This window comes from Terriglobia bacterium (assembly GCA_035712365.1).
Lineage (GTDB): Bacteria > Acidobacteriota > Terriglobia > UBA7540 > UBA7540 > SCRD01.
In genome coordinates this window covers 1-21,431 of sequence record DASTAW010000036.1, presented here as the reverse complement: position 1 = coordinate 21,431, position 21,431 = coordinate 1, and the positions used below count along the sequence as shown (strand labels likewise).

The 21,431-nt window shown below is 58.9% G+C and carries 18 protein-coding genes; 9 read left to right on the top strand and 9 right to left on the bottom strand.

Going from position 1 to position 21,431, the window contains the following annotated elements:
- Positions 1-16: 16 nt before the first annotated feature.
- Both VFQ24_10620 and VFQ24_10615 read left to right on the top strand, forming a co-directional pair.
- A complete protein-coding gene (locus VFQ24_10620; protein HET9178796.1) occupies positions 17-670 on the top strand; it encodes a hypothetical protein in 654 nt (217 codons plus the stop codon).
- 124 nt (positions 671-794) lie between these two features.
- On the top strand, positions 795-2,078 hold the full coding sequence (locus VFQ24_10615; protein ID HET9178795.1) for a lactonase family protein: 1,284 nt from the start codon (positions 795-797) through the stop codon (positions 2,076-2,078).
- 81 nt (positions 2,079-2,159) lie between these two features.
- Here the strand turns inward: VFQ24_10615 and VFQ24_10610 are convergent, their stop codons facing one another.
- Together VFQ24_10610 and VFQ24_10605 are read right to left on the bottom strand one after the other, a co-directional pair.
- The gene (locus tag VFQ24_10610; GenBank protein ID HET9178794.1) at positions 2,160-2,369 is read right to left on the bottom strand and encodes a hypothetical protein; all 210 of its coding nucleotides are present in this window, start codon (positions 2,367-2,369) and stop codon (positions 2,160-2,162) included.
- A gap of 65 nt (positions 2,370-2,434) precedes the next feature.
- Positions 2,435-4,102, bottom strand: coding sequence for a sodium:solute symporter family protein (locus VFQ24_10605; protein HET9178793.1), 1,668 nt, complete (start codon positions 4,100-4,102; stop codon positions 2,435-2,437).
- Positions 4,103-4,571: 469 nt separating this feature from the next.
- Here VFQ24_10605 and VFQ24_10600 point away from each other — a divergent pair, with 469 nt between their 5' ends.
- Positions 4,572-5,465, top strand: a complete 894-nt coding sequence (locus VFQ24_10600; protein ID HET9178792.1) for a TIM barrel protein — start codon at positions 4,572-4,574, stop codon at positions 5,463-5,465.
- A gap of 170 nt (positions 5,466-5,635) precedes the next feature.
- Here VFQ24_10600 and VFQ24_10595 read toward each other — a convergent pair whose 3' ends face one another.
- Together VFQ24_10595 and VFQ24_10590 are read right to left on the bottom strand one after the other, a co-directional pair.
- Positions 5,636-6,805 (bottom strand): hypothetical protein, encoded by a 1,170-nt coding sequence (locus VFQ24_10595; protein HET9178791.1) that lies wholly within the window; start codon positions 6,803-6,805, stop codon positions 5,636-5,638.
- 220 nt (positions 6,806-7,025) lie between these two features.
- Complete coding sequence (locus VFQ24_10590) at positions 7,026-8,783, bottom strand: IlvD/Edd family dehydratase (GenBank protein HET9178790.1); 1,758 nt, start codon at positions 8,781-8,783, stop codon at positions 7,026-7,028.
- Between the two features lie 187 nt (positions 8,784-8,970).
- Between VFQ24_10590 and VFQ24_10585 the strand changes: the two genes are divergently transcribed.
- Complete coding sequence (locus tag VFQ24_10585; GenBank protein HET9178789.1) at positions 8,971-10,827, top strand: beta-galactosidase family protein; 1,857 nt, start codon at positions 8,971-8,973, stop codon at positions 10,825-10,827.
- A 23-nt stretch (positions 10,828-10,850) separates the two neighbouring features.
- On the opposite strand, the gene VFQ24_10580 is transcribed toward VFQ24_10585, so the two are convergent.
- Both VFQ24_10580 and VFQ24_10575 read right to left on the bottom strand, forming a co-directional pair.
- On the bottom strand, positions 10,851-11,033 hold the full coding sequence (locus VFQ24_10580; GenBank protein HET9178788.1) for a YbdD/YjiX family protein: 183 nt from the start codon (positions 11,031-11,033) through the stop codon (positions 10,851-10,853).
- A 17-nt stretch (positions 11,034-11,050) separates the two neighbouring features.
- Positions 11,051-13,105 carry a carbon starvation CstA family protein gene (locus VFQ24_10575; GenBank protein ID HET9178787.1) on the bottom strand — a complete coding sequence of 685 codons (2,055 nt, stop codon included), beginning with the start codon at positions 13,103-13,105 and terminating at the stop codon, positions 11,051-11,053.
- Positions 13,106-13,678: 573 nt separating this feature from the next.
- Between VFQ24_10575 and VFQ24_10570 the strand changes: the two genes are divergently transcribed.
- The 5 genes from VFQ24_10570 to VFQ24_10550 all read left to right on the top strand — a co-directional run bounded on the left by VFQ24_10570 (position 13,679) and on the right by VFQ24_10550 (position 18,957).
- Complete coding sequence (locus VFQ24_10570; GenBank protein ID HET9178786.1) at positions 13,679-14,149, top strand: hypothetical protein; 471 nt, start codon at positions 13,679-13,681, stop codon at positions 14,147-14,149.
- 121 nt (positions 14,150-14,270) lie between these two features.
- The gene (locus VFQ24_10565) at positions 14,271-15,380 is read left to right on the top strand and encodes a hypothetical protein (GenBank protein HET9178785.1); all 1,110 of its coding nucleotides are present in this window, start codon (positions 14,271-14,273) and stop codon (positions 15,378-15,380) included.
- A gap of 306 nt (positions 15,381-15,686) precedes the next feature.
- Positions 15,687-16,532, top strand: a complete 846-nt coding sequence (locus VFQ24_10560) for a hypothetical protein (GenBank protein HET9178784.1) — start codon at positions 15,687-15,689, stop codon at positions 16,530-16,532.
- 135 nt (positions 16,533-16,667) lie between these two features.
- Positions 16,668-18,425, top strand: coding sequence for an amidohydrolase (locus VFQ24_10555; protein HET9178783.1), 1,758 nt, complete (start codon positions 16,668-16,670; stop codon positions 18,423-18,425).
- A gap of 187 nt (positions 18,426-18,612) precedes the next feature.
- On the top strand, positions 18,613-18,957 hold the full coding sequence (locus VFQ24_10550; protein HET9178782.1) for a hypothetical protein: 345 nt from the start codon (positions 18,613-18,615) through the stop codon (positions 18,955-18,957).
- A gap of 247 nt (positions 18,958-19,204) precedes the next feature.
- Here the strand turns inward: VFQ24_10550 and VFQ24_10545 are convergent, their stop codons facing one another.
- The 3 genes from VFQ24_10545 to VFQ24_10535 all read right to left on the bottom strand — a co-directional run bounded on the left by VFQ24_10545 (position 19,205) and on the right by VFQ24_10535 (position 21,197).
- On the bottom strand, positions 19,205-20,068 hold the full coding sequence (locus VFQ24_10545; protein HET9178781.1) for a DUF6159 family protein: 864 nt from the start codon (positions 20,066-20,068) through the stop codon (positions 19,205-19,207).
- 162 nt (positions 20,069-20,230) lie between these two features.
- Entirely contained in the window at positions 20,231-20,734 is a 504-nt protein-coding gene (locus VFQ24_10540; protein ID HET9178780.1) for a hypothetical protein, read from the bottom strand.
- Between the two features lie 22 nt (positions 20,735-20,756).
- On the bottom strand, positions 20,757-21,197 hold the full coding sequence (locus tag VFQ24_10535) for a hypothetical protein (protein ID HET9178779.1): 441 nt from the start codon (positions 21,195-21,197) through the stop codon (positions 20,757-20,759).
- Positions 21,198-21,431: the final 234 nt, after the last annotated feature.

The window sequence follows — 21,431 nt, the reverse complement described above, 5'->3', positions numbered from 1 at the left end:
GTGATAAACTTTGCTCATGAGGTGTCTGCTCGCCTTTGCGGTGTTTCTGGCGGGTGCCTTATCTCCACTCGCCCTTAGCGGCCAATCCGCTATCGCAGTGGCGGCTCCGTCCGCTCCCGGCTCTTGGATGCAGCCCGGACCTTTCATCGTTCGCCCGTTCGGCTTCCATAACATTGTTTTTCCGCCATTTTACGGATATCCGGAGAGCTATCCCTTCACCTATTTCTACCCCAGCCTGTGGCCGCCGCTCGATGTTCAGTACCAGCAAGCCTCTCTGATCGCGCACGGTGACGTTGCCGCGGAAGTGGCTGCACAAGAGAAAGAGTATCTCTCGAACCAGGTGCAGTCGCTGAAAGACGAGCTGCACTCGCTTCGCGAGCAACAGGCCTCCATGGAGTCCCACGCGCCGCCAGGCGCCGAACAGCCCGGGCAGCCTCTGCCCCAGGCCCAATCCCACCCTCAGCCGGCATTCCCGGCCACGGTGTTCATCTACCGCGACGGGCACGAGATGGAAGCGCGCGACTATGCAATCTTTGGTGAAACACTGTGGGTCTTCGACGGCCAGTCAGCCCGCAAGTTTCCGCTGTCCGATTTCAACATCGCCGCCAGCCGGCAAGTCAACGAAGAACACGGGGTTGAATTCCCGCTGTCTGACCAGCACCGCCAATAATCTCACCCGGCCCACCCAACACCACATGCCCTGATTAGTATTCCGTGCTTGCGTTCCTGGCCGGATGACATCATAATCTTGCCTTTTCGGGTCCATCTGCGCTCGCAATCAAAGGAGGATTCGCATGCCATCGGAAGAGGTTAAGCTGAATCAAGACCTTTCAACCAAACCGTCACGCCGTAGATTTCTGAAAAGCGCCGCCGCTATAGCCTTGGCGGGGCCTGCTCTGGCCTGTGGCCCCGACAGCGGGGTCAAAGAAGGGGCCACGGCGGCGCGGTCGGGCAAGCCGCGTCTGCTTTGCGTCGGGACCTATAGCTCGCCGGCAGGGCCCGAAGGAAGCCCCGGCCGCGGCCAGGGTGTCTACCTTTTTGAAATGGATTCCGCAAGCGGCGCCCTCACCCAGCGCGGACTGGTCGAGAATCCCAGGAACCCTTCGTGGCTCGCTCTGAGTCCTGACAAAAAGCATTTATATTCCGGTGATGAAATCCACAATTACCAGGGCAAACGCTCGGGCGCGGTCAGTTCGTATTCCGTTGATCCTTCCACCGGGCACATTACTTTGCTCAACACCGTCAGCTCCGAGGGCGACGGTCCGGCCCACATCAGCGTCCACCCTTCCGGACGCTACGTCTTTGTCGCAAACTACGGCGGAGGAACCATCGCCGTCGTGCCCATCCTTTCCAACGGAGAACTAGGGCCTGCCACCGACGTTCACCAGGACAAAGGTCCGCTCGGCCCGCAGCACGCCACCAGCGCGCCTCCGGGCAGTTTTGCCATCAGCGGCCACGACGCGCCGCACGCGCACATGATTGAATCGGATCCCAGCGGTAAACGCGTCATCTCCACGGACCTGGGGATGGATAAAATCCTGATCTGGAACATTGATCTCGACAAGGGCAAGCTGACGCCGAACGACCCACCCTCGGCTTCAGCGCCTCCAGGCGATGGCCCGCGCCATTTTGTGTTCCATCCTAACAGCCGCTGGTTCTATTGCATTCAGGAGGAAGGCTCGTCAATCGTAGTCTACGATTATGCCTCGAACGGCAGCCTGACCCAGAAGCAAGTGCTCTCGACGTTGCCCAAGGGCTTTGCCGGCACCAACTACACTTCCGAGATCCGCATTTCGCCCGATGCAAAGTTCATTTACGGCGCCAACCGGTTGCACGACAGTATCGCATGGTTCTCTATCGATGGAGACGGCAAGCTTACTTTTGCTGGCGAAGAATGGACCCGCGGCGATTATCCCCGCAGCATCACCATCGATCCCGCGGGCGACTTCCTTTACTGCTGCAACCAGCGTGCCGACGCCGTCACCACGTTCCGCGTCAACAAGCAGACCGGCGCGCTCACCTTTACCGGCCAGTACACGCCCGTCGGAACTCCCGCTAATGTGGTGTTCCTGACGTGAAGATCATATTGTCCAAGCGGATTGCAGGGCCGGAGGGCTGGTCCAGCGCCTGCTTGCCGTGTGGAGAATCGTTGGCATTGCTTATTTCTTCGGCCGGAAGAGCTGGACAAACACTGCGCCCATCACGATCATAATGGCCCCCCACCACACCGGCGCGTGGAAGCTGGCCAACACGGTAGCCGGCGGATGGGACCATTCTACAAGTCCACTGACAAAAATCAGGATGCCGTATATAAGAATTAAGATACCAGCAAAAAACCAGACAGGGATCATCCTACGTTCTTCACTCATTCCGACACTCCCGTGTACTCAGTTTCAGTATGACTCCGCTTTCGGTCATGGCTCTCTCCCAAGTTCTACCGGAAGATCCATTGCAGCACCAGGAACACCGCGAAGCACACTCCGCACCAGAAGATCGGCCGCTGATAGAGCGGCAGATGCCCTTCGCTGGGGATTTCAGTTTCGCCGTAAACGAGGCCCTGCAATTCCCCAGCGGGCGTGGGCGTGGTTAACAGGCTGATGATGACCGTGACGATAACGCAGGCCACCCAGGCCCACAGAGCCTGCCACATCGCCTGCGCCAGCGGCGCCGACTTTGAATAAAACGTGAACCAGGCGACGCGGCCGGGATGGTTGCGCATCAGCGAAAACATGGTGACAGACGAGACCACGCCCGCCAGCAAGCCCCAAAACCCAGCCTTTTTCGTGGCGCGCTTCCATAACATGCCGATGAGGACGGTGCCAAACAGCGGCGCGATGAAAAAGCTGAACAACGCCTGAACATAATCCATCAGGCTGCCGAACCGCGTGACGACATACGCGGCGCCAATACTCACCAGCAGCCCGATGATCGTACACCAGCGTCCCATGGCCACGTAGTGCTGGTCGGTGGCGCCCTTCCTGATGAATGGCCGGTAGAGATCGTAGGTCCAGACGGTGGCGAAGGCGCTGATGTTCCCCGCCATTCCGGACATAAACCCGGCTATCAGCGCCGTGATTCCCAGGCCCAGCAAACCGGGGCCGAGATAGCGAGCCATCATCAGCGGCAGGACCTGGTCATAGGTGTGTTGTCCGGGCGCTGCCATGTTGGTGGGATAGAGGTGGAAAGGCAGCACCGCCAGGCCCAGCAATCCAGGCAGGATTACAATGAACGGGACTGCCATCTTGAAGAATGCGCCGATGATGGGCGCGGTTTTCGCTGCGCGGATGTCTTTGGCGGCGATCACGCGCTGCACCACCAGAAAATCCGTCGTCCAATAGCCCATCGAGAGCACCGCCCCGAGGCCAAAAACGATTGCCACCCATTGCACGCCCATGGGGTTCTGCGATGGGTTGGTCATCGGCGTCCACAAATGAGTGAAATCCTGTCCGGGGAAGTTCTGATGGATTTTTGCCACCATGCCGGACCAGCCGCCGCTTTCCACCAGTCCCAGGATGGGAATCAACAGAGCGCCCAGCCAGATGAGGAAGAACTGGATGACCTCATTGAAAATGGCCGAAAACAGCCCGCCCAGCGCAACGTAAATGCCCACGGTCAGAGAAGAAACCCAGATGCTGAAATGAATGTTCCAGCCCAGGATCACCTGCATCACCACCGCCATCGCATACATATTGACGCCGGACATCAAAATGGTCATCACGGCAAAGGTCACGGCGCTGAGCCCGCTTGTAGCATGGCCATACCGCAACTCCAGATAACCCGGTACGGAGTGCGTCTTGCAGATGTAATAAAAGGGCATCATGACGATGGCGAGAAACAGCATGGCGGGAATCGCGCCCACCCAGTACCAGTGCGCCGCCAGAATGCCATACTGGTAGGCATTGCCGGCCCAGCCCAGTAATTCGAGCGATCCAAGGTTGGCGGAGATGAAGGCAAGTCCGGCCACCCAGGCTGTCATCTCGCGGCCAGCCACGAAAAAGTCCTCGCCGCGCTTGGCGTAGCCCTTCAGGTAGAATCCGATTCCCAGTACCGCAACGAAATAAATGATGATGATGGCCAGATCGACCGGCCTGAGGCTGATCATCCTTCTTCCGGCCGCGGCCGGTGCTGCCAGCAATGCATAAACCAGAACGCCGAAGTGGATCATCTTTCACCTTTGGCCTGGAGATCTATGAGCGCGAGCCATGCCGCCAGGCTGGCCTGCCACAACCGATCCGCCGATTTTAGCAATATCGGGCCGCAGCCTTGTTGCCGCCCCTCGAAGACAGCGCGTCCTGTCTCGATCCTCTGACGGAAAAAGCAAGATGTCATGTTCCGGCAGGATGTTCAAGAGGAAACTGCAATTGCTGTCGGTCTCATCTTGCCGCCCAGCCATGCACCTGCCACCCGCAGGTGCTTCCTCGAAATTCTCTTTGCTTCGTCAAAGCGTGTTCTGTATCATCAGGCGGGTAAATGCCGCGCTGAGATAGGGTGGCTTTGCACCGGTTTTGACCGGCCTCGCACCCGCGGCGGATCTGGCGCTGAACACCATTTCAACTTCCGGGAGAGTCCCCATGAATCGTCGAAGCTTCAATCGAATCCTCGCAGGAGCAGGGCTGGGCAGCCTTGGCGCGACCTCTCTGCTCCCGGCCACACCAGCAAGTCCGGCCAGGGCGCCAGCCGCCGCCGCTGCGCCGTACAAGGTTTCCATCATGTTATGGACGGTCTTCCACAACCTGCCCTTCGAGCAGCGGCTTGAAAAGGTTTCCGAAGCCGGCTACCACGCCGTGGAACTCGTGCGCGAGTTCGAACATTGGACCGATTCCGATTACACCCGGTCCAACCGGAAGAAGCACCAGCTTGGCATCAACTTTGATACAACTGCCGGGCTCCGTCATGGAATTGGCAATCCAGCGGAACGCGACGCGTTCTTGAAAGACCTGAGCGGGATGCTTACGGTTTGTGACAAGCTGGACTGCCCGCGCCTGATCGTCATGTCAGGCAATGTTGTGCCCGGAATGGCGCGCGCCGATCAGCACCAGAGCTGCGTCGAGGGATTAAAACGCGCGGTAGAAATGGTGGAGGGCAAAAACATCACGCTGCTGGTCGAGAACATCGATCCCGAGGAAAATCCCAAATACTTCCTCACCTCGGTGGCGGAAGGATTCGATATCATCAGGGCAGTCAACCACCCTCAGGTAAGGTTCCTCTACGATTTCTATCATGAGCAGATCGCCGAGGGGAACCTGATCGAGAAAATGGAGAAGAACATCGATCTGGTTGGGGTATTCCACGTCGCCGACGTTCCACACCGCCACCAGCCCGGCACCGGCGAAATCAATTACAACAACATCTACAAAAAAATGGTGGAACTGAAATATGACCGCTACATCGCCATGGAATTTATGCCCGTTGGCGACCCCATCCAAATCCTTCGTGCTGCGCGTGAGGAGGCGGAGCGTGTCTAGCAGCCTGGTGTTGCGTTACCCCAATAGGTGAACCACCCGAGACGGCCGCTCATGCTGACCCCTTGCCTGTCATCCTGAGCCCGCGAAGCGGGAGAAGGATCGCCGCAGTGGTGGGACGTCCGCAGCGAATCCGCCGCTGCACCGCCCAATCCTGCGGCTGTCTTCTTATGCTACTGGTACATGATGTAGCTCGGCTGGGGAGATAGGCGCAGTATTTCTGCGGGGGTCATAAGATGGTGGCCGATAATCACATCGTTCTTATAGAAGAGCTTGAACCCGGTGAACTGGACCGGCTGGCTTGCGATATAAGCCTTATACGTTGAAATCTTCAAAACCGGCGATCCGAACCCATCCATATCCATCACGATCTCAACTTCGGGCAGCGGTTTAATGGCGTGGAAGCCCGTCACCATATCTTCAGTGAACCGGTGGACAATGAGGATTTTGGGAGACACGTGGTTTTCCCGAACGATCTTTGCCAGAAAACGCGCTGCAAAATTGATTTGAGCGGCGTTCAATGTGCCGACACGGGTCCCGGGGCGCTTGCCGCCGGTCAAGGCAAATTCCGGGTCGAGAGCAAGCTCGACGTTCGGCCGCTTCAGATACGGCGCCAGTCGCGGCAGTTCTTCCTCCACAGTGCTCCAACCGGGCTGCACATCCAGAAAAACCAGCCCGTGGATCTGCTCAGCCATACTGATTGCTTTTTCGATATGGCTGGCCGGCATGCGCAGGCGGTACTTCCCGTCGCGAGTGGGAACGTTCTGCCCGGAAACCGCAATGTAATCCACCGCCGGAACAACCGGTGTGGACGGGTCCGCGGCCGCCCACGAGGCCGCTGCGGCTTTCAGCATCTGGAGCACCTTGTCCGGGGGATATTCACCCAGAATTCCCATACGCGTCGAATAAAAATTGCCGTAGTACGCGACGATGCGCTTGAAGGGCAGCACTGCGCCGGCATCGGGATAGGCGGCATGCACGGGCCAGAGCGGCGCCGGGCATGGCCGGAGCACAGTCTGCTTTGTAACGTATGCCACCGGGCGGGCTGCGGCAACGGTCCGGTAAGCCCTTGCCCGCTTCCGGCCAGAAGGACCGGTCGAGGGAGACGGCGAGCAATCTCCGCGCGGCGGAAGGTTCGCGATCTCGAGCATTTTTTCGTTATAGGCAGCCCGATCCAGGACAGGAACCACGGGAGTACGCACAGCAGATACGGGTGCGGACACGATCTGTGTGTGCATCCGCGGGTGACGGTGCCGTAGAAGCAGCGTGGCGCCGATACCGGCGACCGCGATAGCGCACAATACACCGATAACTTCCCTTGGCTTTATGACTCGATGGCTCATATTTTCCTGTAGCACTCCGTTCCGGCCCCGTGGTGGTCCCTCCAGCCATCATCGTGACTCCTTCGCGCTCGAACGGGCGGCGCACTCCCGTTGGCTAGCTCACTAGCACGACCCTCCATCTTATCATAAGCACGCAAATCTGAAGCCGTCGGCCGTCGTAATTCAGTCGGCCGGAAGCAGACTGTGATCTATTGGAGGATTGTCCGAAGGCCCAAGCTGGCTACATTCCAGGGTTTTTGAACTTCACCGGCGGCGCGACCCTTTCCGGACCGTTCACTGCCATCAGGAAGTCGAAATCGCACCCCTCGTTCGCCTGTAGGATATGGTCCAGGAACATCCGGCCGTAACCTCGCACGTAATGCGGCTGTGCTGGCTTCCATGACTTCATGCGTTTCTTCAACTCTGATATGGATACTTCTAATTCCAAGCGTCTTTTGTGAACGTCAAGCTCTATTAAATCACCGTCTCTTACCAGCGCCAGCGGCCCGCCGATAGCGGCCTCAGGTGCAACGTGCACCACCATTGTGCCGTAGCTCGTGCCGCTGATCCGCGCGTCGCTCAACCGAACGACATCGCGAACGCCGGCTTTCAGCAGTTTCCGAGGTATCGGCAGATGGCCCCACTCCGGCATCCCCGGGCCGCCTTTGGGCCCGGCGTTCTTCAGCACCAGCACGCTGGATTCATCCACATTTAACTTGGGATCGTCAATCCGTTTGATCAGGTCAAGATTATTCTCAAAAACTACGGCCCGCCCCTTGTGCCGGGCAAAGTGCGGCGAAATGGCCGATTGCTTGATCACAGCTCCATCCGGCGCCAGATTCCCGCGCAGAATTGCCGTTCCGCCCTCCGGACGTAAAGGCTCATCGAGAGTCTTGATCACTTCCCGATTGAAGGTAGCCGCCTGGGCCAGATTTTCGGCAAGCGACTTTCCGGTCACGGTCAGGGCTTTGCCATGCAGCAGGGGCAGTATTTCTTTCATCAGCGCGGCGTTTCCGCCGGCGTAGCTGAAGTCTTCCATCAGGTAGCGCCCGGAGGGCCGTACGTTCGCCAACACGGGAGTGGTACGCGAAAGGTCGTCAAATTTTTTGAGCGGCAGGTCGATTCCCAGCCGGCCCGCAATCGCCACCAGATGCACGATGGCGTTGGTTGAACCGCCAACCGCCATGTCCACGCGGATGGCGTTCTCAATGGCCTGGCGGGTCATAAGGTGCGAAGGCCTCATGCCCTCCCAGACCATCTCCACAATGCGGGCCCCGCTCTTTTCAGCAATTGCGAGACGCCGCGAATCCGAAGCGGGAAGATCGGCCGAGCCCGGCAGCATCATGCCCAGGGCCTCGGCCACGCAGGCCATCGTAGAAGCTGTACCCATCACGGTGCAATGGCCCGCGCTTCGGGACACGCATGATTCCACCTCGCACCATGCCTCCTCGCTCAACTGACCGGCGCGGACTTCGTCCCACAGCCGGCGCACGTCCGTCCCGGACCCAAGTTCCTGCCCGCGCCACATGCCCCGCAGCATGGGTCCGCCCGTCACCATGATGGCCGGAATATCGGCGCTGGCCGCGCCCATCAGTTGCGCAGGTGTCGTCTTGTCGCAGCCCGCCAACAGAACAACGCCGTCCAGCGGGTAGGACGTGATGCACTCTTCCACGTCCATGGCCATCAGGTTGCGATAGAGCATGGTGGTGGGCTTCATTAGCATTTCGCCCAAAGAAATGGTCGGGAACTCCAGCGGGAATCCGCCCGCCGCCCACACGCCACGCTTCACGGCTTCCGCCACCTGGCGAAGGTGCGCGTTGCAATTGTTGAGCTCGCTCCACGAGTTGCAGATGCCGATCACGGGTTTCCCCTGGAAAACACGCTCACTGAAGCCTTCCGCGCGCAGCCAGGCCCGGTGGCCAACCCCCCAGCGGTCATTCGATCCGAACCAGGCGCTGCTGCGGAGCGGGTTGCGTTCTTTCTTTCTGGTGGTGTTCATCTGCGGTTTCCCTTTCCTGAGAAGCTGCTTGGGTCTGTAGTTGGTTGCAATGAATTTCGCGGCTTATTATGATACAGCAACACGGTAGCGCAAGATCAATGGTGAAGCGCGGGCACGAGCACAAGGGCCTTCCTTCGCAAGCGAATCAGAGGAGCAGAATGTGGGCGCCGAAAGCTCAAGAGGAAAGTTGGGCAGGAGAGAATTTCTGGGAACGGCGGCGATGATGGCCGGGCTGGAGTCGCTGGGCCCGCTGCTGCGCGCCGCGCGAAATGAAGCTGCTCCCTCCGCGCAAAGCGCGACGCACGCCTTTACCTGGCGCGATCAGGACTTTCTACTGGACGGCAAGCCATTCCAGGTCCGCTCCGGCGAGATGCATTATGCGCGCATCCCGCGGGAGTACTGGCGCGACCGACTGAAGAAATTGAAGGCCATGGGCCTGAATACAGTTTCGACTTACATGTTCTGGAACTTCCACGAAGCGCGGCCCGGCCAGTTCAACTTTGCCGGCCGGCACGATGCGGCGGCCTTCGTCCGCACGGCGCAGCAGGAAGGTTTGTGGGTGATTCTCCGTCCCGGCCCGTATAGCTGCGCGGAATGGGACTTTGGCGGCTTCCCGGGATGGCTGCTGGCCACGCCCGATATCAGGGTCCGCAGCAGCGACTCCCGTTTCCTCGACGCCGCGCGCCGCTACCTGCTGCACGTTGGCGCGGAGCTTGCGCCTCTCCAGGTGACCCGCGGCGGCCCTATCCTGATGGCGCAAGTCGAGAACGAATACGGATCGTTCGGGAGCGACCACGCCTACATGCGCGCGATCCGGCAGATGCTGCTTGACGCCGGGTTTAATGTCCCGCTGTTCACGGCCGACGGTCCCACCCCAAGGATGCTGTCAGGCGGCACTCTCCCGGAGGTCCTTTCCTGCATCAACTTCGGTTCCGACCCTGCTAAACAATTCGAGGCCTTTGCCCGCTTCCGGCAGAACGTTCCGCGCATGTGCGCCGAATTCTACCCGGGATGGTTTGACCACTGGGGCGAGATTCACCACCACGGCAACAATCAGAGCCTCATGGAAGGCGTGGAATGGATGCTCACGAACGGCGTTTCATTCAACCTTTATATGTTCCATGGCGGCACATCGTTCGGTTATATGAACGGAGCGAATTTTGGCAATGCGTACCAGCCGGATGTCACCAGCTACGACTATGACGCGCCGCTCGATGAGGCCGGCCGCCCGCGCGCAAAATATTTTGACTTGAAGAAACTTGTCGAGCAGCATTCGCCCGGCGCACAAGCTCCTCCTCTGCCGGCTGTGTTGCCGCTGATTGCAATTCCCCGCTTCGAGCTCACCGAATCCGCCCGGCTCGACGGCCTGCTCGACAATCCCATCCGCTCCATCGAACCAAAGCCTATGGAGGCGGTAGGACAGTCTTACGGGTTCATCCTTTACCGCTGGCTTCCCGAACGCCCTATCAAAGGCCGCCTGAACATCATCAGCATGAACGATTACGCCCTGATCTATCAGGGCGACAACAAGCTGGGTGAGCTCGACCGACGTTTCAACCAGAATGCCGTTGACGTTGACCTGGCTCCCGCGCAGCCCCTGGACATCCTGATTGAGAACATGGGCCGGATCAACTACGGCCCGCACATGGTGGATGACCGAAAGGGCATCACTGAAAGGGTGCTGCTGAACGGAAGAGAGTTGGGAGGTTGGCAGATATTTCCCCTCCCGCTGGATAACCTGTCAAAGCTGCAATTCTCGCCAAAGCCCAAACGCGGCCCGCGTTTTTATCATGACACGTTCCAACTATCATCCGTCGGCGACACCTTCATCGATATGCGCGGTTGGGGCAAGGGGCATGTCTGGGTAAACGGGCATCACCTGGGCCGCTTCTGGAAGATCGGCCCCCAACAGACCCTCTTCTGTCCCGCGCCATGGCTCAAGGCCGGAGAGAATGAGATCATTGTTCTCGAACTTGAAACAACCGGCGAAACTTCCGTCCAGGGTTTTAAGGACCCCGTCTACGAAACCGTTGAAATGGAGTAGCTCTGCTTCGAGCGCGGACGAGCTCAACAGCAGCGGTTCGGGCGCGAATATTTCTCCTGCTGGCGCTGGTCGTAGAATTCCCTTCTGCTCACGGGGTCGGCGCCTTTGGCGGCCACGCTCGCGCGGTAACGGGCGTAATCATTTTCGCCGCTCACTTCGCGGAGGTAATTCCAGAAGGTCCTCAGCAGGTTGGTCACAACAGCCATTCGTCACACTCTCCTTCTTATGCTTCCAGACCCGATAGTTGCGCGGGCGTTTCATTGAGGACGGGTTCCCTGCTCCCCACCGCGTAAGCCCACCAATGACGGCCGGACTCGACAAGAATCAAAACCACCAGTACGGCAAACGCCAGAGTGACTGCGGCGTCGAGCCGGTTGTTGAAGATGAGTCTCTGAGTTGTGGCAACCTGAGCAGCAGGGATTGCTCCGCTGGCAATCCGGTCGGTCAGCATCTGCGCCTGCGCCAGAAATCCCAGGTGCGGGTCGGGACTCCAGATCTTTTGATAGCTCGCCGTCATGGTCACGGCCACCAGCCAGGCCAGCGGCGCCAGCGTCACCCAGGCAAAACGCAGCTTCTTCATCTTGATCAGGATGGTTGTGCACACGCACAAGGCGATGGCGGCCAGCAACTGATTTGAGATGCCGAAAAGCGGCCACAAACTATTGATGCCGCCCAGCGGGTCTACCACTCCCTGATACAGAAAATAACCCCACGCCCCAACCACAGCCAGGCTGGTGAGCACCACGCCCGGATACCAACCCGTGCGGCCCAGCGGTTTCCATATATGGCCAAGGAGGTCCTGCAGCATAAAGCGGCCCACCCGTGTGCCGGCGTCGAGCACGGTCAGGATAAAGAGCGCTTCAAACATGATGGCGAAGTGGTACCAGAAAGCCATCACTTCAGTTCCGCCCAGCACGTTGGAAAAAATATGCGCCATGCCCACCGCCAGCGATGGCGCGCCGCCGGTGCGGTTGAACAGCGTGATCTCGCCCACCTTCGAAGCCAGGTCTGCCATGGCCGCCTGGGTCACGGGAAATCCCCACCCGGAAATAGTCGCTACAGCTTTGCCGGCCGTCTCGCCCACGACGCCCGCCGGGCTGTTGACGGCAAAATAGACGCCGGGCTGCAACACACCGGCCGCCACAATCGCCATGATGCCGACAAAGGACTCCATGAGCATGCTTCCGTATCCGATCATGCGCGCGTGTGTCTCTTTAGTGATCAGCTTGGGCGTCGTGCCGCTGGAGATCAGCGAGTGAAATCCCGAGATGGCTCCGCAGGCAATCGTAATGAAGCAGAAAGGGAAAATTTTCCCGGCAAAAATCGGGCCTGTGCCATCGGCAAAGCGCGTGATGGCGGGCAGGTGCATCATCGGCCGCGCCGCCAGAATGCCAACCGCCAGTGCCAGAATGGTCCCCAGCTTGACAAATGTTGAAAGATAATCGCGTGGCGCCAGCAGCAGCCACACCGGCAGGATGGATGCCGCCAGCCCGTAAATAATAATCATCCAGGCCAGCGCTGGTCCGCTGTAGTTGAACCAGTGGGACAGCGTGGCAGATTCGGCCACATAACGCCCGCCCACCACAGCCGCTATGACCAGCGCAACTCCCATGAGAGAGCCCTCAAGAATTCGGCCGGGGCGCAGATATCGGAGGTGGATGGCCATCAGGAAGGCGATCGGGATGGTGGCGGCAATGGTGAAGAGCCCCCACGGGCTGCCCTTCAATGCGTTCACCACCACCAACGCGATCACGGCGATCAGGATAATCATGATGAGCAGAACGCCAAAAAGCGCCGTCCACCCTGCCGTCGAGCTGATTTCTTCCTTCGCCATCTGGCCCAACGATTTGCCATCGCGCCGAATCGAGCAGAATAGCGTCACGAAGTCCTGCACGGCGCCGCCCAGCACTCCGCCAATCAGTATCCAGAGCGTACCTGGCAGATAGCCGAATTGCGCGGCGAGGATCGGCCCCACCAATGGCCCCGGACCGGCAATGGCGGCAAAGTGGTGTCCGAACACGACCCATTTGTTGGTAGGAATAAAGTCGCGGCCGTCGTCTTTACGCTCGGCGGGAGTGGCCCGCGTTTCATCCAGCTCGAGCACGCGATAGGCGATGAACCGGCTGTAAAAGCGGTACCCCAGCACGAAGATGCACGCGGCGGCGGCGACCAGCCACACGGCGTTGAGTTGCTCACCGCGCGAGATAGCGATCATTCCGAGGGCCGCCGCCCCCAGCCCTGCCACCAGCAACCAGAAGATTTTTTTGATGATGCTCATAGGGGCGGCGCCAAGACGCTCGAATTATAGCGTACGTCCGGCCAACACGTTGCCAGATTTAAGCACGTCGGGAACACTTGTAAAAATGGCCAGAGGGTGAAGTGAAAATTGATGCACTTGGTGCGCAAGACCCTGCAACCAATGGTCAGTGTTTCTTGCATACCTTCTCAGGAATTTCCGCGCTCCTTCAGGAACTCCACCCACAACCCATGGAGCAGATATTTTCCTCCATTGCTGCAATCGCCCAATTGAGCGAATCGTGTAAACGCCTTACCGTAGTCTTGGCGCGACCAATGCCCGCTGTCCTCGCGAGTTCCTGCCTCAGGTGAACAGTGTCAGACGCGATGACGGGCAAAGGTTGATGTCAAAACTGTCTGCTGAAGGAGGAAACAGTTCTTCCCAATGTGATGGGCCGTCGACCGCTTGTACGCGTTAGACGTTCGGCCAGTGCGACGAGGCCCAGATCTGAACTTGAGGCGCGAGAAGGGCTAATCCTGATCACAACTTCAGAATTCAAGTAGAGCAAATCAAATCAATTGATATCGCACATCTCGAGAGGATCAAGGAGGGGGAATGGAGAAATTCCTGAAAAGGTCATGGCACGAACAGAAAGGCCAGGATTCCGCAGAATATGCATTGATGTTCATCCTGGTAACCCTGGTTGTGGTTGCCGTGCTTCAAATCATGGAAGCCACGGTGCACAAAAGCTACGCGAGCGCGTCTTCAACGATGGCTGCAGTAGCAGGACACCGATCGTCCAGCAACTCCGATGCGGCTGGCGAGGCCGCTGCGGGGAATAACTCCGGTTCGCCGGACCAACCGGACCCGGGTGGCGCTGGTGACTCGAGCGGTGGCCAAGGATCGGGTCATGGGCACGGTCATGGACACGGCCATGGGAACGGCGGCGGAAATGGTTCCGGAAATGGCCACGGGTCCGGCCTTGGAAATGGATCGGGTGGCGGCTACGGCGGTTCAGGCGGCGGCAATGGCGGCACCCATGACGGCCATGACAATGGAAGCGGAAAGGTCCACAAAGACCACTAGTGGCTGCACACGTTGCGATTGGACCCGTGCTTTGACCGAGGCTATTTCCCTGCCGGTGGGCCGAGGAGCGCCGGCAGGAAGCTTTTGATTGTTCCTGTTTTGCGAATAAAGGACACCTACAATGGAGCTGTTCAACAGGCAAATCTTCGCGATCCTGGAAAAGCCTCTCGACCTGACAACGAAACTGGTCCTCGGCCTGCTGAAAGGAGACGGCTCTCTATCGCATACAGGATCGAAGGATGGCCACTACAAGCCGTCTCCGTCAACGCATTCTCCCATCACCTCAAACCCGCTGGTTCCCGCCTTTCTGCTGCTGTTGGTCGGCTTCCTCGTGCTCTATTCGACCCCAGTCAAGACCTGGCTGATTGAAACGGAGGGCTTGCCGACATTGGCTCAGATCTTCTCGTTTTCCCGGAAGCAGAAACCGCCATCGTTGCCCAGGGAAGGTGAGCGCGTGAGTGTATGGGCAAGGACGCAGTCAGGCTTCTATTACTGCCAGGGTGGTACTCTGTTCGGCAGCGAGCCGGGGACAACGATGACGCAAGTTGACGCTCTGACATCAGGATATCGGCCTTTCGGCGGCGATTACTGCGCGGGCGGCCAGCAAATGGTGGCGGCCTCTGGCGGTCCACCGCCGGAGGACCAGCAACAGCCTGAGCAGGCAAGCATGTCAACGCCTCAGGAGGAGGCGCTCGATCGAGGTTTGGCGAAACCGCTGGATATCTCAAATGCAGACTCAGGTATCAGGGTATGGGCGATCAAGGAGTTTGGCTATTATTACTGTCAGGGCGAAAACCTGTTCGGCGATAAACCGGGCAAGTTGATGTCGCAGTCCGACGCCCTATCGGCAGGTTACCGGCCGTCTGTGGGCCATTGCACCTATAAACAGCCCAACGAAGCGCTGGCCAGCGATTTGCCTATCGAGCCACAGCGACCGGCGGGCGCCCGAACCGGGTCAACACCGGGAGCGGAACCACTCGCTTTGCTTCCGAAGAAACCGCTGGACGCGCCAAAAGCTGAAGGCGGCGTGCAGGTCTGGGCCAAGAAGGAGTTTGGCTTTTACTACTGCCGGAACGATGTTCTGTTCGGCAACAGGCCCGGGCAGTTGATGGCGCAAGCATCCGCCCTGACGGCGGGCTACCAGCCGTCAGACGGGCGCTGCACTGATGCCAAACCGGCCCGTGCAACCGCCGAAAGGTTGCCGCCCCATGGGCTTCCCGGCACGAAATAGGTCCAATGCGCCACAGGCGGTCCGGTAAACCGCTTGAATTCGATAAGACAGCCTTTCGTGTACCCTGTCCGGGGTTGAGTCCCGTCTAACAAGCAGATTGCAATCCGCTCCTCTCTAAGGCGGGCGCCACAACAGACTTGCCTGGATTTCAGGGCTACCCTGGGAACAAATTCCCCTCTTTGCCGATCGTGACTGCAAGTCGCTCATTCGACAAATCATCTTGTGATGGCCAATGGTAGTAGCACCATCGGGCGATTGTTTGAAGAGTTAAGTTAGGCTTCAATCTACACCTGTAGGGAGGAGACCATGGTGGGGGAACACAGTCCGCTTTCCATCATTCCAGGTGAATCTTTCCGCTGGCGGCCGCGAGTCCAGTTCATCGATTCATTCAGCACGAAGGGATCAGCAATCGACTATGCTATCAAGCACGGTTACAACCTGATCGTCGAGCGTAATGAGGGAACTGGGGAACTCTTTGACGTGTTGCTGGATATCGACGAGGCCTGCACCGAAGAGCTCAACCTGGAATCAACTCATACCGAAGAGGTTCTTATCGAACCCGAGGTCCACGGGTGGGCAATCCATATGGCTTTAACTGCCTGGCGTGCGTACAAGCGGTCCGCCGCGGCGTTAGCCAGCCAGCGCTGCTGGACGGATGCGTACCGCAGCATTCGCGGAGTTTGGGCCAGTCCTATCTATGGGGGCGTGCATAACCTTGGGAACCGGGTAGCCCCTTCCGTCCACCGCGCGGCCAGCCGCTGCTGGTGGTCAAACAGCGCCCTTGCATTCAGGCGCTGGCAGCATAGGCACTCGCACGGCTCGGCGTCCGATTTCGCCAAACGCTTTGCGGCCTGCCTCGACGGTCTGTATGCACGCGAAATCGCCCCGCGACTACTCAAGGGCATTGAGGAGTGCCGGCAGGCAGACATCGCAGGCGCAATTCGCCGCGCATGGAACAGTCCGCTGGTGACTTTTTCGAACTTTGCCACTCGCTTTGCCGCCGCTGCCGCCGTTTTCCTGAACCCGGAGGTCGCCCCCGTCGTTCTTCAGGCTGCCAGCAATCTTCGACGCGCTCATCTCGTACGTGCCTTCCACGGCAACGTCGAGGCAGTTGCGGTATCGCGCAACGCAAATACTTCTCAGCTCGACTGATTAGCCCTCGCCAACGCCGCCTTGCAACCCCGGCATCCTGCCCGCACGGTTGCCCTGCAACTATGCTATCGTTATGCCTCGGCTCAAATCCTTGCGGACCTCGGCCGGACAAAACATTTTCCGAACCAGGTTGCGATGTCCCGATCTACGAAAGGACCTTCCGTCACTGCCATCGGCAGCGCCAGTTTTCTCGTAACGGCGTGCGCTTTCTTCGTCGCCGCCCGGGCAACCCCGCAGAAGCCTCCCGACACGATCTACTACAATGGCGTCATTATCACCATGTGCGCCGCACGTCCGGTAGTCGAGGCCGTGGCCATTCAGGGAGACCGGTTTGCGAACATCGGTTCCGACAAGGATGTGCTCCGGACGGCGGGCCCTGCTACGGTGAAGGTGGATTTGCACGGGCGATGCGTGCTGCCCGGCCTTATTGATAGCCACTGCCACCCGATAGAAGCCGCTCTAGGTGAGCGGGAGAGCCAGGCGCCGCCGCTGCACTCCATCCCTGATGTTCAAACCTATATTCGGCATCGCGCCAGGGAGCTCCCGGCCCGGGATGTCATCCTGGTCCCTCACGTCTTTGTGACGCGGCTCAAGGAGCGGCGTTATCCCACACGCGCGGAGCTTGACGTGGCGGCTGCGGACCGGCCCGTGATTGTGGACAACGGTTACGCCTCGGTCCTGAATTCGGCCGCGCTGAAGGAAATTGGCATCTCCAGCAGCACCCCTCAGCCAGCCGACGGGAAAATCATCAAAGATGCGCAAGGCAGACCCACCGGACTGGTCCTTGGCGCTCCGGAACTTCTGGCGCCACTGAGGGCTACGCCACCCGCCACGCCGCAGGACCGCCTGTGGGCGCTTCAAACCATGCTGCACCACTACAATGAAGCTGGCATCACCAGCATCATCGATCGGGCCGAAGGGCCGCCGGGATTTCGCGCCTACCAGCAGCTTGACCGCGAAGGCAAGCTTACCGCCCGGTGTTATGTGACGTATGTAATCGACGCGCAGGGCACGCCGTCCGACGTGCGGAACTCGATCCTGCAGATCCCCTTTGCCACCGGTTGGGGAGACGATTGGTACCGGGTCGGGACCTTGAAAACCTTTGTAGATGGCGGTATCTGCATAGGCACCGCCTATCTGCGGGCGCCCTACGGCACCCACACAGAAATATACGGTTACCACGACCCCAACTATCGAGGAGTGCTTCGCGTGCCGGAAGCGAACCTTGTCGCCATGGCGAAGGCGGCAGACGAACTCGGCTGGCAGATGACGGCGCATACTACCGGCGGGGGCGCCACCGATCTTCTGCTGCAGGCTTACCAGGCGGCAAACCGCGAAAAGCCCATCCACGATCTTCGCTTCACAGTAACCCACGGAGACTTCCCCGATCCTCATGCTATCCAGCTCGCCAGAGAGCTGGGAGTTTCATTCGATTGCCAGCCGACATGGCTTTACCTGGACGGCCCTGCCATCAAAGACGTTTTTGGGCCGGCGCGGATGGCCAACTTTATTCCACTTGCCTCGCTGTTCCGGGCGGGAGTTGTGGTGGCGGGCGGTTCCGACCACATGATCGGGTTTGGCCCGAACACTTCAACCAATCCCTATAACCCCTTTCTGGGCATGTGGGTCGCCATCACACGACATACAGTGGACGGAACGGTCATCAATCCCAGCCAGCGGGTCAGCCGCGAGCAGGCGCTCCGGATGTATACACTCAACGGCGCCTACCTTTCATTTGACGAAAAACGGAAGGGCTCGATCGAACCCGGCAAACTGGCCGATATGGTCGTGATCTCCAGGAACTACCTCTCCTGCCCCGTCGATCAAATCAGGAGCATCCAGACATTACGGACCATCGTAGGGGGAAGGACCGTTTTTGATCGCCTGCGCTGAAAGCCGCCGTCGGCCCCCTCTCGACCACACCTGCATCTCACTGAAAACACATGACAAATAGAAGACAGCGCTTCGCCCTACGGCACCGGGGAGAATGACGCCACGGGGTGCAATCAAGGTTGTAGTACTATTGGGTCATTGCAAACATTTGCACATACTGGTTCAATAGTCCTCGGGAGGAAATACTATGGGGACGACAAGCAGCACGATCTCACTGATTCAAAGCACAGAATTCAAGTGGACAGCGCAGATCCAGTACATGGAAAGCCTGGAGAGCCGGGATGAAGCCATCCGTTATGCCGGCCAACGCGGCTGCAATCTGATCGTGAAGTACGATCGGCGCAGCGGGCCGCTTTTTGATGTGATGATCGACCCGAACCTCGGCGCCGAATTCGGTACCACCGGCAATTCACTCGAAACAGTGACCGTGGAGGTCGAGGCCGAACCCGCCAGCAAGAGGGCTAAAGTGGCTCGGGGCATTTTCGGTCTGTTCACCCGACGCCATTCCGCTTCGGCAAGCGTATCCCAATGAAAAAACGTAGTGCTCCGCCACGGACCAGGTCCGCCACACCGAGCACCGCAGCCAGCAGCCCATCTCTCCCATTACCGCATCGTGTCGAGGTGCTGCTCCTGAAGGCTGAACTCTGAAACTGCCAGTCGGGGCAAATAGTATCACCGCCCAACCGCTTCGCCTCAGAAAACAAGAATTCATCCTATCCACCACTGAAGGCTAACGACGGGTCACCGACTTCTGTTCCGCAATCCCCAATTCCTGGTCTCTAATCCCTGCCTCTCAACTTCGGCTGCCAGGCGGAGGACAATCTGTTGGGTCCGAAGCCAGGAGAGACTTCGCCGGTGGTAGCGTAGCGATAGAGCGCGGCAAGGAAAATGCCGTGCGTTGAGGCGCTGAGGATGGAGAGGAAAATGAAGTAGATGACCATAAGGCAACTGCCGAGAATCACGCCAAAGCCTCCCGCAAACGACCCGCCCAGAATGGGAAGCAGAATCCCCGGCACAGCCAGCAGTGTGAAAATGAGACCGAAACTGAAGCTGCCCACTGCTTCCTCGCCCCAATTTTTGCGGAACAGTTCCACGGAGCGATGAAGCGCCGCAATGGGTCCGAGGTTTTCAAAAGCGATCACGGGGACCACCAGGAATGTTCCAAGCGTCCAGGCCAGGCCCAGCAGGCCAACTACCAGCCGCCCGATCAGGCTGGAGCGTTCTTCAATCATGCGCAGGACCATGCCCACCGTGGCCGCTAACAGCGCCCACTTGAAGATGACGCCCAATCGGCTCCACGCAGCCCGCAGACCACCGCGCACGGTGGGATCGCCGCCTTCCAGGCGGATGGAGGCCGCACTCACCAGCGCCGTGTTAAAAAAGACGATGACGAAATAATTTGCCAGGTAAAAAATAAACATGGCGCCGGCGATGAGGTAGTTGCTGGGGCGCCAGCCTGCCTGTTGGGCAATGGCCGCCTTGATCTGGGGATAATAAAATAAGCCGCTCCCCGCCAGCAGCGAAAGAGTCACGGCAACGCAGGAGATCGCGGACAGCACCGGCAGCAACATGAGCTCCTCGTCCTGCCGCAGGACCGCAAAACTCTGCTTCACCAGTTCCCAGGAGTTGCTGATCTTCCCCATCGTCATCTCTCCTGTCGATCCACCGTTGTGCGATAGCCGAGGCATCATGGCCTATGCCGCAGGTGACGCAAATGGCCGCATTATAGCGTTTGCGGTATGGCAAAGCGAGAGGCTTTGCCAGGCTACTGGCCCCGCGGAGAAGGTCAGCAGGAAAGCCGGAAGCTATGCTCCCCGACGGCGGGCAGCGCCCGGGCGGGCGGCTAAATAGTAGAGGGCGAGGCCAACGCCGATCGACACCAGGCAGAGCACCCAGCCGTCACCCAGGAAGGCAAAAAGGATGGCCCAAATCGGCAAGGTGATATACGACATGGCCCCTGCCGGACGGATGTCGGTCGCAACCAGGTAGGCCGAGAACAGCAAAGCAAACAGCGCGATGGCCAGCAGTGAGGTTATCGCCCCGAGCATCGCGGCGCGCGACGCTGTAGATGTCCGCGCACCGTCCACCAGACGCGGGCCGGTAATGGCCCCGACGATGGCATGGCAGAGCGCCACAGTAAGGGTGAGAACGGGCGCGAGGCCTTCCATTCTGGCATCCGGGACCCATACGAAATGCTGTACAACCAGCGTCAAGCCTCCGAAAGCCAGCGCCCCGGCGGCCCGTGGGCTCTGCCGGATGTAGGCTGCGAGAAGAGGCCCGGAATCCTTGCTGCCCTCAACACCTTCCATTTACCGCTCCCCCTGCCCTTGATTACAGCAGCGTGTCAACCGGGAATTCACAACGCCGGACCGCTTTCAGCCAGCCAGGAAGGGCTTCCCCATCTCGCCTCGAACCTCGGCGCTGTGGTGCGTGCGCTTCCGGACGCTCAAGAGGCGCCGATTGGAAAAGCCGCTCGGTCCACGACGCCAGCGACTTTCTTCGCCGGCTGGGAATTGTAGTCAAAAACAAAGTATCTAGCCCCCGAGAGGCCCGGTTCGTTTTCGGGCCGCTTTTTTCGCCATTGTTTATTTTCAATAAGATCGGTAGTTTCGTTTTCGGTTCGTTTTCGGTTCGTTTTTTCCACAGATACGTGTTTTCAACAGCTTCCCCGCTTCGTTTTCCGGTTCGTTCCGGTTTGTTTTTTGGCCATTTCTCTTTGTTTTCAACAACCTCTCCGGTTCGTTTTTCAAAAAGCGTGTTTTTCTGTCCCATTTTGTGTACTTTTAGCCCCGAAAAACTCGACCCATGCAGGCACTGAAAGAAGACTACCATGCTAGGCCAGAAAAGTCAAGCAAAATCGGCGGGATGTCGCTGCAAAGTGAGAAGTTCCGGTATGAGCAAAGTAGAAAGTTCCGCTTTAGGTGGTAGAAGCTTGGGGGATGAGAAAAGAGGAACTGAGGTTGAGTCAGCGGGACCGGGACCGGTTAGTGGTGTTAGAAGGGATCG

Coding starts and splice junctions, on each gene's coding strand:
- VFQ24_10540 (HET9178780.1), bottom strand. CDS start 20,734: ATGGAAGGTGTTGAGGGCAGCAAGGATTCCGGGCCTCTTCTCGCAGCC.
- VFQ24_10550 (HET9178782.1), top strand. CDS start 18,613: ATGGGGACGACAAGCAGCACGATCTCACTGATTCAAAGCACAGAATTC.
- VFQ24_10605 (HET9178793.1), bottom strand. CDS start 4,102: ATGATCAGCCTCAGGCCGGTCGATCTGGCCATCATCATCATTTATTTC.
- VFQ24_10565 (HET9178785.1), top strand. CDS start 14,271: ATGGAGCTGTTCAACAGGCAAATCTTCGCGATCCTGGAAAAGCCTCTC.
- VFQ24_10575 (HET9178787.1), bottom strand. CDS start 13,105: ATGAGCATCATCAAAAAAATCTTCTGGTTGCTGGTGGCAGGGCTGGGG.
- VFQ24_10545 (HET9178781.1), bottom strand. CDS start 20,068: ATGGGGAAGATCAGCAACTCCTGGGAACTGGTGAAGCAGAGTTTTGCG.
- VFQ24_10535 (HET9178779.1), bottom strand. CDS start 21,197: ATGGGACAGAAAAACACGCTTTTTGAAAAACGAACCGGAGAGGTTGTT.
- VFQ24_10600 (HET9178792.1), top strand. CDS start 4,572: ATGAATCGTCGAAGCTTCAATCGAATCCTCGCAGGAGCAGGGCTGGGC.
- VFQ24_10580 (HET9178788.1), bottom strand. CDS start 11,033: ATGGCTGTTGTGACCAACCTGCTGAGGACCTTCTGGAATTACCTCCGC.
- VFQ24_10570 (HET9178786.1), top strand. CDS start 13,679: ATGGAGAAATTCCTGAAAAGGTCATGGCACGAACAGAAAGGCCAGGAT.
- VFQ24_10615 (HET9178795.1), top strand. CDS start 795: ATGCCATCGGAAGAGGTTAAGCTGAATCAAGACCTTTCAACCAAACCG.
- VFQ24_10590 (HET9178790.1), bottom strand. CDS start 8,783: ATGAACACCACCAGAAAGAAAGAACGCAACCCGCTCCGCAGCAGCGCC.
- VFQ24_10620 (HET9178796.1), top strand. CDS start 17: ATGAGGTGTCTGCTCGCCTTTGCGGTGTTTCTGGCGGGTGCCTTATCT.
- VFQ24_10595 (HET9178791.1), bottom strand. CDS start 6,805: ATGAGCCATCGAGTCATAAAGCCAAGGGAAGTTATCGGTGTATTGTGC.
- VFQ24_10555 (HET9178783.1), top strand. CDS start 16,668: ATGTCCCGATCTACGAAAGGACCTTCCGTCACTGCCATCGGCAGCGCC.
- VFQ24_10610 (HET9178794.1), bottom strand. CDS start 2,369: ATGAGTGAAGAACGTAGGATGATCCCTGTCTGGTTTTTTGCTGGTATC.
- VFQ24_10560 (HET9178784.1), top strand. CDS start 15,687: ATGGTGGGGGAACACAGTCCGCTTTCCATCATTCCAGGTGAATCTTTC.